Origin of the sequence: Faecalibacterium sp. i25-0019-C1 (genome assembly GCF_042854225.1) — a bacterium.
Taxonomy (GTDB): Bacteria; Bacillota; Clostridia; order Oscillospirales; family Ruminococcaceae; genus Faecalibacterium; species Faecalibacterium taiwanense.
On sequence record NZ_AP031428.1, the window covers coordinates 1465115 to 1478776 of the forward strand.

Annotated in this window: 13 protein-coding genes; all 13 read right to left on the reverse strand. The window is 57.9% G+C overall.

Annotated features, from left to right (window positions below; translation table 11 throughout):
• Positions 1 to 53 precede the first annotated feature (53 nt).
• The gene (locus ACGHUK_RS07320; protein ID WP_338428401.1) at positions 54 to 539 is read right to left on the reverse strand and encodes a peptidase; all 486 of its coding nucleotides are present in this window, start codon (positions 537 to 539) and stop codon (positions 54 to 56) included.
• Positions 536 to 1009, reverse strand: a complete 474-nt coding sequence (locus tag ACGHUK_RS07325) for a M23 family metallopeptidase (RefSeq protein ID WP_390573879.1) — start codon at positions 1007 to 1009, stop codon at positions 536 to 538. The genes ACGHUK_RS07320 and ACGHUK_RS07325 overlap by 4 nt, the downstream gene beginning before the upstream one ends.
• Before the next feature lie 151 nt (positions 1010 to 1160).
• Positions 1161 to 3548: a polyphosphate kinase 1 gene (ppk1, locus tag ACGHUK_RS07330; protein ID WP_390573880.1), complete on the reverse strand. Its 2388-nt coding sequence runs from the start codon at positions 3546 to 3548 to the stop codon at positions 1161 to 1163.
• Between the two features lie 41 nt (positions 3549 to 3589).
• The gene (locus ACGHUK_RS07335; RefSeq protein ID WP_120079340.1) at positions 3590 to 3949 is read right to left on the reverse strand and encodes a ComEA family DNA-binding protein; all 360 of its coding nucleotides are present in this window, start codon (positions 3947 to 3949) and stop codon (positions 3590 to 3592) included.
• Positions 3950 to 4015: 66 nt separating this feature from the next.
• Positions 4016 to 4846, reverse strand: coding sequence for an HAD family hydrolase (locus ACGHUK_RS07340; RefSeq protein ID WP_390573882.1), 831 nt, complete (start codon positions 4844 to 4846; stop codon positions 4016 to 4018).
• On the reverse strand, positions 4843 to 5775 hold the full coding sequence (locus ACGHUK_RS07345) for an RluA family pseudouridine synthase (RefSeq protein WP_005941869.1): 933 nt from the start codon (positions 5773 to 5775) through the stop codon (positions 4843 to 4845). Before ACGHUK_RS07345 ends, ACGHUK_RS07340 begins: the two co-directional genes overlap by 4 nt.
• Before the next feature lie 3 nt (positions 5776 to 5778).
• The gene (gene lspA / locus ACGHUK_RS07350; RefSeq protein WP_390573883.1) at positions 5779 to 6264 is read right to left on the reverse strand and encodes a signal peptidase II; all 486 of its coding nucleotides are present in this window, start codon (positions 6262 to 6264) and stop codon (positions 5779 to 5781) included.
• 90 nt (positions 6265 to 6354) lie between these two features.
• Positions 6355 to 9150: an isoleucine--tRNA ligase gene (gene ileS, locus ACGHUK_RS07355; protein WP_390573884.1), complete on the reverse strand. Its 2796-nt coding sequence runs from the start codon at positions 9148 to 9150 to the stop codon at positions 6355 to 6357.
• A 39-nt stretch (positions 9151 to 9189) separates the two neighbouring features.
• Positions 9190 to 10023: a DivIVA domain-containing protein gene (locus ACGHUK_RS07360; protein ID WP_223387554.1), complete on the reverse strand. Its 834-nt coding sequence runs from the start codon at positions 10021 to 10023 to the stop codon at positions 9190 to 9192.
• Positions 10024 to 10044: 21 nt separating this feature from the next.
• The gene (locus ACGHUK_RS07365) at positions 10045 to 10863 is read right to left on the reverse strand and encodes a S4 domain-containing protein (RefSeq protein ID WP_097782147.1); all 819 of its coding nucleotides are present in this window, start codon (positions 10861 to 10863) and stop codon (positions 10045 to 10047) included.
• The gene (locus ACGHUK_RS07370; protein WP_044953672.1) at positions 10847 to 11311 is read right to left on the reverse strand and encodes a cell division protein SepF; all 465 of its coding nucleotides are present in this window, start codon (positions 11309 to 11311) and stop codon (positions 10847 to 10849) included. The genes ACGHUK_RS07365 and ACGHUK_RS07370 overlap by 17 nt, the downstream gene beginning before the upstream one ends.
• Positions 11312 to 11421: 110 nt before the next feature.
• Positions 11422 to 12735, reverse strand: a complete 1314-nt coding sequence (locus ACGHUK_RS07375; protein WP_243089035.1) for an HlyD family efflux transporter periplasmic adaptor subunit — start codon at positions 12733 to 12735, stop codon at positions 11422 to 11424.
• Positions 12736 to 12740: 5 nt separating this feature from the next.
• Positions 12741 to 13661, reverse strand: coding sequence for a tRNA (adenosine(37)-N6)-dimethylallyltransferase MiaA (miaA, locus tag ACGHUK_RS07380; RefSeq protein WP_097777813.1), 921 nt, complete (start codon positions 13659 to 13661; stop codon positions 12741 to 12743).
• Position 13662: the final 1 nt, after the last annotated feature.

Consider the following 13662-nt stretch of genomic DNA (forward strand, 5'->3'; position numbering starts at 1 on the left):
TAAACAGTCCATTTTTACACGTCATTTTATTGTACCCGAAATGAGCTGTTTTTTCAATCATTTCCCTTAAACTTTTTGCCTACACGCCGCATTTCGCACAGGCAGGATGCCAGCTGTGCACCATCCAGCGGTGGAACGGGCAGCAGATTGAATCCCCCGGTCAGCAGATTTGCCGCCCAGAAGGCACTGCCGCGGATGGTCAGTTCCTGTTCCAGCCGCAGTGCCCAGATGCCTGCCAGCATGAAATTGACCGCCGGACCTACAGCAGCCAGCCAGAAGAGCCGCCCCGGTGAAAGGCCCCGGGCCGGAGCGTCCATCCGCATACAAAAGCCAGTCATGGTCACCTCAATGACCGGAAAGCGGCGCAGAAACACACAATACACCAGAATGTGCCCGCACTCGTGCAGGAACGCCGCCAGCAGCCCCAGCCGCAGAAAGCCGCTTGCATCAAAGTAGAGCAGAAAATACAGTGCGCTACACAAAAGCAGCGGGTCGCGGAACACCAGCGGCCCCAGCTGCCGGGAATCATGCAGCTTCATGAGGAAAGGCCCAGCCCATCCGCCGGGTCACAGGCTGTTCCCTGCCGGTACAGTTCAAAATGCAGGTGTGCTCCCGTAGCGCGCCCGCTGCGCCCTGCTGCGCCCAGCAGCTGCCCTGCTTCCACCACCTCGCCCGGGCGGACATAGGCGTACTGCAAATGGGCGTAAAGTGACTCGCTGCCATCTGTATGGAGAACACGCAGACAGGTGCCATAGCTTGTGCTGCGGTATGCCTGCACCACCGCACCGCCTTCCGCAGCAAGCACTTCTGTTCCCTCTGCACAGGCAAGATCAATGCCCTTATGGAACGTCCTTTCCCCGGTAAAAGGATCCTGCCGCCAGCCGTATCCGTCCGAAACACGGTACTGTGTGGTGTCCAGCGGGAAACAGAGCTTCCCCGTTTTTTTCTGCGCCCGCACCGGAAGCACCACGCACACCAGCAGTCCGGCTAAAACTGCCAGAAAAATCACCCTCCGTCTGGGCTGCTCCCTGCCGTGCCCGGCTCGTCCCCATCGCTTTGCCCGCACCTTCTGCCTCCCGCCTTCCGTTTGCTTTTTATTTATGCAGGCAAACACGCAAAAAGACCCGGCAGAGGGTTTGCTCTGTCGGGTCTTGCAAATATTATCTGCGTAACTTGAAAAAATCCAAAATCCGTTTCAGGCGGCTTCTGGGGGCGGGTGTCTCCACCACCACCGGCTTTATCGGCCTGGCTGCAGGGGCAGGCTGCGGCTCTGTACGCTTTTTATGATTGACCATCTGTTCCAGCTGGTCAAAGCGGTCGCCGCTTTCCGGTGCCGCAGCAGATTCCGGGTGAGAAGCTTCTGCCTGTTTTGCAGCGGGAGCTGCTTCCGTTTTCGCAGGTTCTGGCTTTGCTGCTTTGGCAGAAGGTTCAGGCTGTTTTTCCTGCACAGCGGCAGAAAGCTTCCAAGGCTCCGGCTGCGTCCAGTCATTTTTCAACAGCTCATACATGCCCATCTGGCCGTTCACCAGTGCTTCGCCCTCAGCGGGCTTTACCTTCTGGTAGCTGCCGTCCGGGCGCATCTCGCGGGCATTGACATTATCCCGCAGCTGCAGCTGCAGAATGTCGGTAAGCTTCCGCACCAGCACGGGATCCTCCACGCGCACGCCCACCTCCACGCGGCACTCGGTGTTGCGGGTGAGGAAATCGCCGGATGCAATATAGATGCGGGTATGTGCACCATCGAAGAAGCTGTAAATGCGGCCATGCTCCAGATAACGACCCACAAGGCTGCGGATATGCAGGTTCTCCGTCTTGCCGGGCACGCCGGCGCGCACGCAGCAGATGCCGCGCACGATCATATCAATGCGCACACCGGCACAGCTGGCTTCCTGCAGCTTGAGGATGATGTCCCGGTCGCTGATGGAATTGTTTTTCAGGATTATGGATGCCGGACGGCCCATGTGGGCGGCGGCAATGACACGATCCATCTCTTCCAGCAATACGCTCTTGAAGCGCAGCGGTGCTACCAGCATCCGGTCGCTCTCCTCAGTCAGCTTCTGCACGGCAAGGTTCTGGAACACATTGGAAGCTTCCTCGCCAATGCCATGGTCTGCCGTAATGAAGGAATAGTCCGTGTAAAGCTCACTGGTCTTTTCGTTGTAGTTGCCGGTGCCGATCTGGGTGATATAAGAGTAGCCCTCTTTGCTCTTTTTGGTGATAAGGGTCAGCTTGGAGTGCACTTTGTAATCATCAAAGCCATAAATGACCGTACAGCCTGCGCTTTCCAGCTGCTTCGACCAGTCGATATTGTTCTGCTCGTCAAAGCGGGCGCGCAGCTCCACCAGCGCCACCACCTCTTTGCCGTTCTCAGCGGCTTCCATCAGCGCCTGCACGATCTGGGACTCCCGCGCCATACGGTACAGTGTCATTTTGATGGAAATGACCTCAGGATCATGGGCAGCCTTTTTGAGCATGGCAATGAAGGGCCGGATGGACTGGTACGGGTAGCTGAGCAGCACATCGTGCTTCTGCACCTCAGCGGCAAGGTCGTAGTCCGGCGGCGGCAGCATGGGCCGTGCAGCCGGGTAGAACAGTTCCGGCAGCCCCTCCGCTTCCATGCGGCCGGTGAGCTTGTAGAAAAAGCTCAGATCCAGCGGGCTTTTCTGCTCGAACACCCGTTTATGGGTGAGCAGCAGACGGTTGCACAGCAGGCGTTCTACCTCCGGGGCCGGGGCAGGCGTGATCTGCAGACGCACCGCAGCCAGCTTGCGGCGGCGCTTGAGCAACTCGGTCATGATCTCGCGGTAGTCGATATCATGATCCATCATGCCCTCTTTTACGTCGATATCCGCATTGCGGGTAACACGGAAGAGACATTTTTCCTGAATCGTCTCTTTGCCAAAGATGCTGGCCGCAAAGTGCAGCACCAGCTCTTCGGTAAGTGCAAACTGCGTTTCGCCGTCTTTTTTTACAACGTGCATCCGTTCCATCTGGCTGGAAATGGGAATGATGCCAAGGCTCTGCCCTGCCGGGTGTTTTTCCTTGAGCAGAACGCCAAGGTAAATCTCCTTATTGCGCAGGAATGGGAACGGATGGCGGTTATCCACGATCTGCGGGCTGAGGATGGGGAACAGCTCCGTTTGGAAGTACTTCTTCCAGAAGTGCTCGTCCTCCTTGGACAAGTGGTCAAGATCCACCTTGCGCCAGCCGCACTCCGCCAGTGCTTCCAGCGCCTTTGCGTAGTATTTATCGCACTCCTCCTGCAGCTGTGCCGTTTTGGGCATGATGGCAGTCAGCTGTTCCGCCGCGGACATGTTGGTCTTGTTTTCCCTCTTGACCTTTTTGCCCTGTTCCTGTTCCAGATTGGCGCGCTCCTGCAGAGAACCCACGCGCACCATAAAAAACTCGTCCAGATTGGAGCCGTAGATCGCAAGAAATTTGACCCGCTCTGCAAGCGGAACATTTTTATCTTTGCCCAGCGCAAGAACGCGCCGGTTGAAATCCAGCCAGCTCAGTTCCCGGTTGATAAAAATGGTATCGTCACTCATAATCATTCCCCTTTTTGCTGCGCCGGGCCGCCGGCTGCGGCTCAGCTCACGGTTGCCATTCCTGCCCAGGAATCCACAATGGTCTGTGTCAGGCCCGGAACATTGGCTGCATCTTCTACCCGTTCAAACGGGCCATTCTGCGTCCGGTAATCCAGAATCGTCTGTGCGCGCTTTTCCCCTACGCCCGGCAGTGTGCACAGCGCAGAGAGATCGGCAGTGTTCAGATCCACCAGCACATACTGTTCCAGCCCGGTCGTATCCGGCAGGACCTGCGGTTCGGCAGCCTGCAGCGGCACGGCAAAGCCAAAGGCCAGCACTGTGCACAAAACCACCGCCGCCAGCGACAGCGCAAGAAAGAGTTTTTCCTTCTTTTGCAGGGCCAGAAGATGCGTTTCTCTCATTGTACCTGACTTTCCTCCAAAAAGAAAGGCTTCTGCGAAAGAATTTGCAGAAGCCTTGCACAAATTTTACGCCAAATTTTCAGCATCCCGCACCATACGGTACAGCACTTCCACTGCAGAACCTGCCGCAGCATCGGTCAAAGTGACCTTTTGGGCAGCAAGACGCAGCTCAGCCGGGGCATCCGCAGCTGCGGTGCTCTGGCTGGAAGCGCGCACCATGTCCAGCATAGGCAGCCCTCCGGCAAGTACCAGCACATCTTCCGGGTCGGTGCCCACCGGCATACACACGGCATCCAGCATTTCACGGCCAGAGACGGTTCTGGGGGTCAGGATCAGCGTATCCGCTGCGGCACGCTCGCCCAGCAGCACCGCTGTGCGGTCGCCCAGAGATTTTTCCAGCAGCGAGATCATGGGCACTGCCTTGCTGTCCTGATACAGCAGCACCCGCAGCACTTCTTCCCCCTTGATGTCTGCCGCGTTTGCCAGCAGATAAGGGGTCCATTCCTGCCGCAGATGACGCTCCAATGCCTCGCTCATGCGCAGCACGCGGGTGGTACCGTCGGTCATCTGCAGGGCAATGCCCACGCCCTCTGCCACCGGCAGGCGGGCGAACAGGTCGGCATCCTGCCCGGCAAAGGTGCACAGCGGCTGGCAGGTGCCATCGGAAAAATGGTAGGCCATGGCACCGCCGCACACCAGCGCAGGAGCGCTGAGCCGCACACTGCCCAGAATGGACCGCACTGCCCGCGGCGTGCGCTGGGAAAACACCGTAAAACGTCCGCCGCGGCGGACGAACAGCTGCAGCACATCCCGCACCACCTGCGTCAGGTTGCCGTCGGCACCCAAAAGCAGATGGTCCAGATCACACAGTACAAGCGTTGAAGAAAGATGGTTCATACCGTTCCCCTCCTGAGCGTTGCAAGAAAATGAGTGAAGTATTCCGGCAATTCCGAATCGAACCGCAGATGTTCGCCGGTGATCGGGTGCACAAAGCCAAGCGTTTTTGCGTGCAGGCACTGGCCGTGCAGGCTGGTGATGCAATTGTGCGGGCCATACACCGGGTCGCCCGCCACCGGGTGCTGGATGGATGCCATGTGCACGCGGATCTGATGGGTGCGGCCGGTCTTCAGGCGGCATTCCAGCATGGTAAAGTTGTTCAGCCGTTCCAGCACCTGATAGCCGGTATAGGCATATTTGGTGTGCGGCTCACTGGCCGGGTAGACCGCCATCTTTTTGCGGTCGGTCTTGCTGCGGCCCAGATTGCTTTCCACAAAGCCCTCATCTTGTGCAAAGCCGCCGTACACGATGGTGCGATACGCGCGCTCCACACTGTGCACCGCCATCTGCTGGGAAAGGCCGATGTGCGTTGCATCGTCCTTTGCCACCACCAGCAGTCCGCTGGTGTCCTTATCGATGCGGTGCACGATGCCGGGGCGAATCTCGCCGCCAATACCGGACAGACTTCCCTTGCAGTGCCACAGCAGCGCGTTCACCAGCGTGCCGTCCGGGTTGCCGGGAGCCGGGTGCACCACCATGCCTTTGGGCTTGTTGACCACCAGCAGATGCTCGTCCTCATAGACGATTTCCAGCGGGATGTCCTGCGGCACGGCCTCAATGGGCTTTGCGTCCGGAATTTCCAAAACGATGGTGTCGCCCGCCTTGAGCTTCAGGCTTTTGGCAACCAGCCTGCCGTTGCACAACACATGACCGTCGGCCACCAGCGCCTGCAGAGCAGACCGGGAAAGACCGGTGTCCTCGCCGCTCAGAAAGCGGTCGATGCGCTGGCCTGCCGTCTCCTGCTCCACCACAAATTCACGCTGTTCCATGGCTCACTGCTCCTTCGGGGACTGCCCGTCCTCAGCGTGCAGCTCTTCCAGAAAAATTACCAGCACCCAGAGGCCCACGCCCACACACACGCAGATATCCGCAAAATTGAACACCGCAAACTGCATGAACAGCAGATTGATGTAGTCCACCACCTCGCCGTTGAGCACACGGTCGATCAGGTTGCCGATGCCGCCGGCAAGGATCAGCAGCAGCGCAGCCTGCTGCAGGTATCTGCCGCGGCTGCGGAAGAACAGCCCATAGGCCACAAAGATCAGCGCTATGCTGGTAGCGATGATGAGGAACAGCTGCTTGCCGCTGAGCAGGCTGAACGCCATGCCCGGGTTGAGCACGAACCGCAGCTCCACCACATGGGGGATCAGCGGCATGGCTCCCACCGGCTGCAGCACATTTGTGGCCCACAGCTTGATGGCCTGATCGATGCCAATGAGTGCCGCTGCCGCGAGCAGATTAAAAACAACATATGCCATAGGATACTCCCAAAATCATTCAGTATAAAAAACGGCGCTCCCCGGTATAAGGGAGCGCCGCCCTTTAAAACATTGTTTTATGCGGAACGCTTAGGCTTCCACAACGCTGGCGCAGCGTGCGCACAGGGTGGGATGTGCGGCATGGCTGCCGATGGAAGAAGAATACTTCCAGCAGCGCTCGCACTTTTCGCCGGTGGCATGTGCAGCAGCAACGCCCAGGCCTTCAACAGCACATGCAGCGCCGCCTTCGCCCTTGACCAGCTCTACCTGAGAGACGATCATCAGGTCGGCCAGCTCGTCCATGGGGATGCTGTTGAGCAGGCTGTACACAGTATCATTGCAGTACAGGGTGACGGCAGCCTCCAGAGAAGCACCGATGACCTTTTCGGCACGGGCCTGCTCCAGAACCTTCTTCACCTCATCACGGACGGCGATCAGCTGAGCCCACTTTGCCTTGAAGGCCTCATCGGCGGCATACTGGCCAGCCTTGGGCATCTCCTCAAAGACAACGTACTTGTTCATGCCCTCGGTCTTGGGCATGAAGTCCCAGATCTCCTGACTGGTGAAGCACAGGATGGGCGCAATGATCTTGTCCAGAGCCACAAGGATCTTGTACATGGTGGTCTGAGCAGCCTTGCGGCCTGCGCCGTTGGTGCAGTACAGGCGATCCTTGGTCACATCCAGATAGAAGTTGGACATTGCAACAACGCAGAAGTTGTACACTGCATGATAGACCTTGTTGAAGTCGTACACAGCGTAGCCTGCGCTGGTGTTGACCATCAGGTCATCCAGAGCAGCCAGTGCCCAGCGGTCGATTTCCTGCAGCTGATCGTCAGCCACACAGTCGGTGTTGGGATCAAAGCCGTCCAGATTGCCCAGAATGAAGCGAGCGGTGTTGCGGATCTTGCGGTAAGCCTCGCTCAGCTGCTTGAAGATGTTCTTGCCGGCACGCACATCCACGGTGTAGTCGGAAGAAGCCACCCACAGACGGATGATGTCAGCGCCGTAGTCCTTGATGATCTCGCTGGGCTCCACGCCGTTGCCGGCGCTCTTGTGCATCTGCTTGCCCTGCTCGTCCACGACCCAGCCGTGGCACAGAACAGACTTATAGGGTGCGCAGCCCTTGCTTGCAACGCTGGTCAGCAGGCTGGACTGGAACCAGCCGCGGAACTGGTCGCCGCCTTCCATATACATATCAGCCGGGAAGCGCAGTTCCGGACGCTCCTCCAGCACAGCGGCGTGGGTGGAGCCGGAGTCGAACCAGACATCCATGATGTCGGTGTCCTTGGTCCACTCGGAAGCACCGCACTTTTCGCACACTTCGCCTGCGGGGATAATCTGCTCGGCTTCGTACTTATACCATGCATCGGAACCTTCCTTGCGGAACAGGTCGCTGACAGCCTTGATGGTGGCATCGGTGATGTGGTAGGTGCCGCACTTCTTGCAGTAGAATGCGGGGATGGGCACGCCCCAGGTGCGCTGGCGGCTGATGCACCAGTCGTTGCGGTCGCGCACCATGCCCTTCATGCGGTCATGGCCCCAATCCGGCATCCAGGTAACGGTGTCGATGGCCTTGTAGACATCCTCGCGGAACTTTGCGATGGAGCAGAACCACTGTTCCGTTGCACGGAAGATGATGGGGTGATGGCAACGCCAGCAGTGCGGGTACTGATGCTTGATGTGCACCTGACCCATGACAGCACCGGACTCGGTCAAATCGGCCAGAATGGTCTTGTTGGCAGCCCACACGCGCTGACCTGCATACTTACCGGCCAGCTCGGTCAGATAGCCGCCATCGTCCACGGGGACGGTGATGGGCACCTGCGGATACTTCTGGCAGACGTTGAAGTCGTCCACGCCGTGGCCGCCTGCGGTATGGACGCAGCCGGAACCGCTCTCCAGCGTGACGTGATCGCCCAGAATGACCCAGCCCTCCTTGGGCAGGTAGACGTGGTTGTAGCGCATCAGCTCAAACTCGGCACCGGAGACCGGCTCACCCACGATCTCGTAGTTCTCGATGTGGCAGGCATCCATGACGCTCTTAACCAGTTCGGTGGCCATGATGTGGAACTCATCGCCGATCTTGACGAAGGAGTACTCGAACTGGCCGTTCAGGCAAATCGCCTCGTTAGCGGGCAGAGTCCAAGTGGTGGTGGTCCAGATGACGAAGTAGGTCTTGTCCATCGGGATGCCGTGCTTTGCCAGCACACCGTTGGGGTCCTGAGAGACGTGGAAACGCACGAAGATGGAATCGCAGTCGTCCTCGCCGTACTCGATCTCGGCCTCTGCCAGAGCCGTGCGGCAGTCCGGGCACCAGTACACGGGCTTCAGGCCCTTGTAGATGTAGCCCTTCTTTGCCATCTCGCCAAAAATCTCGATCTGGCGTGCCTCGAACTCAGGCTTCAGGGTCAGATACGGATGCTCGAAATCGCCGATAACGCCCAGACGCTTGAACTGGTCGCTCATGATATCGATGTGCTCAGTAGCAAACTTTTCGCAGATCTGGCGCAGTTCCAGCTTGGAAATGTCCTTCTTCTTATCACCGACGGAGGACAGAGCCTTCAGCTCGATTGGCAGGCCGTGGGTATCAAAGCCGGGCACATAGGGAGCCTGGAAACCCTCCATGTTCTTATCGCGGATAATGATATCCTTGATGATCTTGTTCAGGGCAGTACCCATGTGGATATTGCCGTTTGCGTACGGAGGGCCGTCGTGCAGGATGAACTGCGGCTTGCCCTCGTTGTGCTTCATGAGCTGATTGTACAGGTCGTTGTCGTCCCAATCCTTGAGCATGACCGGCTCCTTCTTGGGCAGGCCGGCACGCATTTCAAACAGAGTCTTGGGCAGGTTCAGAGTACTATCGTACTGCGATTTGTTCTTAGCCAATGGTTTACACTCTCCTCTATATTTCCTTATGGGGTTGCCTTACTCGCTGAACTTGACACCCTGAAAAGCATCGTAGTCCGGCTCGTCCGGCTTAAAATCAGCAGGAGGCGCAGGCGGCGGGTCCAGCTTGAGCTGGCTCTCATCCTTTGCCCAGAAATCCTCGCTGCTGTCAGCTGCCTTGTCGTCGTCATTTTCAACAACGGCAGCAGGTTCTGCATCTTCCTGTGCGGGCTGTGCAGGCTCTGCTTCCGGCTCCTGCACGTCCGCTGCCTGCGGCTGGGCTGCAGCGGCAGGCTCACTTTCCTCTGCAGCAGGCTCTGCCTGTTCGGCATCCTGTGCAGCCGTTTCCTTCTGGAACTCCGGCAGACGGCTCAGCGACTCCACATGGCTGCGGTACAGGTTGAGCACATCAGACTTGAAGCGGGTCACTTCCAGACGCACGCGGTCATACTCGCGCTCCTCTGCAAGGCGCTTCTCGTTTGCTTCGTTCTCGATCTCGTCTGCACGGTCGTTTGCCTTCTGCAGCAGTTCGTTGGCATCGCGGATGATATCATCACCGCGCAGATTTGCACGATGGATGATCTCTTCTGCTTTCTGGTTTGCTTCGCGGATGACATTTTCGCCCATGCGCTGTGCATTGATCAGCGCGCTCTTGAGCATTTCACCATCTGCCTCAAAGCTCTTCAGTTCATCGTGCAGCTTCTGGTTTTCAGCAGTCAGGTCCGCAATCTGCTTGCGAAGCTGTTCCGCCTGCGCATCGTCGTCCCGCAGCTGTTCTTCCACCTTATCCAGAAAACGGTCTACGTCCTCTGTGCGGTAGCCGCGGAGGTTTTTCTCAAATTGCACAGAACGGACATCCTGCGGAGTCAGCATAGTCATTTCCTCCCGTTGCTTTTAATATTGAAAAAATTCGATGATTGACCGATCTTTTCTGCTTTTGCCGGGCAGTGCAGTCAGGTTGAAGCGGCCCTTGCCGCGCACCGTGAACACATCGCCCTCATATACCTGCGCATGAGGTTTATCCGCCGGCAGGTGGTTGATCTCCACCCTGCCCGCCTCAATCAGTTCCGAAGCCTGTCCTCGGCTGCAGTGCAGCATAGCTGCCAGCACAGCGTCCAGCCGCAGGGACGATACCGTTGCACTGTGCATCTCACGCTCCGCCTGCGGAAACTGCGGCACCTCGTCCAGCGTCAGCAGTTCCGTGGTCAGCTCCGTGTGTCCAGCCTGAAACAGTTCCCGGCAGATCAGCTGTGCTGCCGGTTCCAGCGCAAACACATAAGCTGTGCCCGGCTGATCCTCCGGCAGAACGATATCTCCCAGCGCCTCGCGCCGCAGCTCAAGGCCCATCAGACTGCCCAGGTAATCCTTGTGGGCGGGCAGCGCAGCCCCCGCCTGTGCACGGCATTGCAGCCGCACACAGCAGATGGGTGCTTCGCCGCAGCTGTACTCCGGCTCGATGCAGAGCACCCTGCGCTCCGCATTCAGCCAGCCGCCCTCAAACCGGAAGCCCTCCTGCACACCGGCACGGCCCAGTGCCGCGCGGGCCAAGTCCTGCTCGCGGTCACTCAGGAAAGCCGAATACCGCGCAATGTCCCGGGAAAAGGCCGTGTGGGCCAAGTCCTCGATATGGCGCATGAGATAGCGTTCTTCATCGGTACGCGCAGGGATGAACCCGCGCGCCGCCTTGGGCTGCGGATCAATAGAACGCGCCATTGTTCTCCAGCTCGTCCAGCAGATCACCCATGATATCCACGTTGTACGGAGTGATGATGAAGGTGCTGTTGGCCACGCGCTTGATCTGGCCATTGTTTGCATATGCAACACCGGACAGGAAATCCACCAGACGGCGGGACACTTCCTTGTTGGTGGACTCCAGATTGAGCACCACGGTGCGCTTGTTGTTCAGGTGGTCAGCAATGGTACTGGCATCCTCAAAACGCTCAGGCTTGACCAGAACGACCTTGAGCTGAGTGGTGGCATTGATGTTGACCACCTTTCCGTTCTTCTTGGCACCCTCAACAGGCTCTTCATTTTCGTCGTCAGCACCAAGGCCGATGCCATTGTTATTGTTTACCATCTGGGGGCCATCGTCAATGTACTGATCCTCGTAATCGTCTTCCTGGTCAAACAGACCTTTCTTAATGCTGTCAAGCAAAGACATACAATCTGCTCCTTTCATTCGGGCAGCATGGCGCTGCCTGGCGTTCTTTGCAAATAGATGCAAATAATAGCTTTATCTATTATCGGATTTTTTGCCTCAGATGTCAATAACTACAAAAGCTTTCCATCATACAAATTTTGTCCGGAAACGATTATTTCGTCATAAAGCCTCACCTTGCTGACCGAGCCCTCGGTCCCTTCGGGCAGAACAAGGATGTAATCGCCGTCCGTGATGAGGGGATGGTCTGCGTCCACCGGGTCGATCCGGCAGAAGCGGGCAATGTTGCCAAGTTTCACGTACACACCGGGAATGTAGTTTTCGCCCTGCGTTTGTGCCTCGGTGCCATCCTCTTTTAAATAGTGCACAGCCGCAGCAGGCACCCGCAGGCCGCTGCGCTCTCCTACCGAGATGCGTGCTGCAGCCCGGTTCAGGCAAAGCACATCGCCGTTGATGGAGTTGCAGGCAAGCACAAAGCGGGCAAGGCCGCTGTCCTGATCGATCTCCACCTCGGTGACGGTGGCCTTGAGGCTGTTCTCCACCTGACCCGGGAAGCTGATCTCCACCGCTGTGCTCAGCGGCTTGCCGTTCTGACCCAGCAGCTTTTCGCCCTGCTTTGCAGTGCACACGCCCACATAGCGCCATGTGAACCCTGCCACGATCTTACCGGCGCAGCCGTCCAGTGCCAGCACTGGGTCGGACTGCAGATAGCCCTGCAGCTCCTGTGCGTTCAGTGCAAGGATATCATCGGCACTGGCATTGAGCCGTCCGCTGCTGGAAGAGCGCACAAAATAGCCGGTCTGCGGTGCAGTGATCTGCGCCGGGCTGCCCAGCTGCGCCTGCACGCTCTGGGACTGCTGGACCAGCGCAGTGATCTGATCGGTAAAGTTTGCAGCTTCGCCCGTTACCACCCAGAGCTTGTTCTGGGCCAGCAGGTAGGCATTGGCATCATCATCCACCGCTTCATAATCGCTGTCGTCCAGCGTATCCAGCAGGTCATACAGCGCAGAAGAACGTTCTTTTAAAAGGGTATCCAGCTGCAGCGCAGAAGTGTTCTGCGATTTCTGCAGCAGGTCGATCTGATCATTCAGCTGGTTCAGCTGCAGGCGCAGCGAAGCCTGCGAAGCGTTGCTGTACACCTCTGCCACTGCAGTGCCCGCTGAAACACGCTCGCCGTCGGCAGCAAGATATCCAAGGTTTCCGCTGCCTGCCACATAGCTTTCGTCGAACAGCAGAACTCCGTCGGCTTCCACCGTATCCGAAATGACCGCAGGCAGCGCAGTCTCATAAACATTCTGCGGAAACAGGATATGTGCGGCCTGATACACCACATAAATTGCTGCCAGCAGCAGAAACGCGATCAGCACGCCTGCCAGAGTGGTAAGCACATGCGGCGCATGGCGTTCCTTCTGGGTCTCATCCGGCATATCGATCATCCTTTCGCTAAAAATTCGCTAGTTTTGCGGATGGCAGTCTGCACTGCATCCGGTGCACCGGCATCCAGCCAGACCACACCGTCCATATGGCGGAACCAGGTCAACTGGCGCTTGGCATAGTTGCGGGACGCCTGCTTGAGCTTTTCCGTGCAGGCTTCCAGTGGAGCCGTCTGCTCAAAATACGGAAAGAACTCCTTGTATCCGATGGCCTGCGCTGCCGTGCGGAAGCTTTCCCGGTTCTGCCAGACATGCTCCGCTTCCTTTATAAGGCCCGCTTCCAGCATTTTGTCCACACGCAGGTCAATGCGGCGGTAAAGTACCGCGCGCTCTGGGAAATCCAGACCGAGGATCAGGCTGCGGTAGGGCCGCTCCGGTGGGAGAGACTCCGCTTTCTGTTCGCTCAGCTTTTTGCCAGTGGCACGGTAATGCTCGAGTGCGCGCAGCACCCGCACCTGATTGTTCGGGTGGATAGCCGCAGCAGCTTCCGGGTCGGCCTGCTTCAGTTCTTCGTACATGGCAGCACCGCCTTTTGCAGCCAGTTCCGCCGCCAGCTGCTCCCGCAGACCGGCAGGTGCTTTTTCCTCTGTAAAGCGCACCCCATACAGAAAGCTCTGAACATACAGCCCTGTGCCGCCCACAAGGATGGGCAGCTTCTTCCGGGCAGAGATCTCTTCTTCCAGCTTTCCGGCCATGGCGGTAAAGTCTGCCACGCTGAAAGCCTTGTCCGGCGTAAGGATATCCACGCCGTGATGCGGGATACCGCAGGTCTCCTCCGGTGTTACCTTTGCCGTGCCTATGTCCAGACCTTTATAGATCTGCATGGAATCACAGCTGATGACCTCGCCGGAAAAATGTTTTGCAAGTTCTACGCCCAGCGCTGTCTTTCCGGTTGCGGTAGGGCCGACGACGGCCACCACG

Excerpts from the sequence above, each read along its gene's own strand:
- ACGHUK_RS07320 (WP_338428401.1), bottom strand. The coding sequence starts at position 539 with ATGAAGCTGCATGATTCCCGGCAGCTGGGGCCGCTGGTGTTCCGCGAC.
- ppk1 (WP_390573880.1), bottom strand. The coding sequence starts at position 3,548 with ATGAGTGACGATACCATTTTTATCAACCGGGAACTGAGCTGGCTGGAT.
- ACGHUK_RS07335 (WP_120079340.1), bottom strand. The coding sequence starts at position 3,949 with ATGAGAGAAACGCATCTTCTGGCCCTGCAAAAGAAGGAAAAACTCTTT.
- ACGHUK_RS07340 (WP_390573882.1), bottom strand. The coding sequence starts at position 4,846 with ATGAACCATCTTTCTTCAACGCTTGTACTGTGTGATCTGGACCATCTG.
- ACGHUK_RS07345 (WP_005941869.1), bottom strand. The coding sequence starts at position 5,775 with ATGGAACAGCGTGAATTTGTGGTGGAGCAGGAGACGGCAGGCCAGCGC.
- lspA (WP_390573883.1), bottom strand. The coding sequence starts at position 6,264 with ATGGCATATGTTGTTTTTAATCTGCTCGCGGCAGCGGCACTCATTGGC.
- ACGHUK_RS07360 (WP_223387554.1), bottom strand. The coding sequence starts at position 10,023 with ATGCTGACTCCGCAGGATGTCCGTTCTGTGCAATTTGAGAAAAACCTC.
- ACGHUK_RS07365 (WP_097782147.1), bottom strand. The coding sequence starts at position 10,863 with ATGGCGCGTTCTATTGATCCGCAGCCCAAGGCGGCGCGCGGGTTCATC.
- ACGHUK_RS07370 (WP_044953672.1), bottom strand. The coding sequence starts at position 11,311 with ATGTCTTTGCTTGACAGCATTAAGAAAGGTCTGTTTGACCAGGAAGAC.
- ACGHUK_RS07375 (WP_243089035.1), bottom strand. The coding sequence starts at position 12,735 with ATGCCGGATGAGACCCAGAAGGAACGCCATGCGCCGCATGTGCTTACC.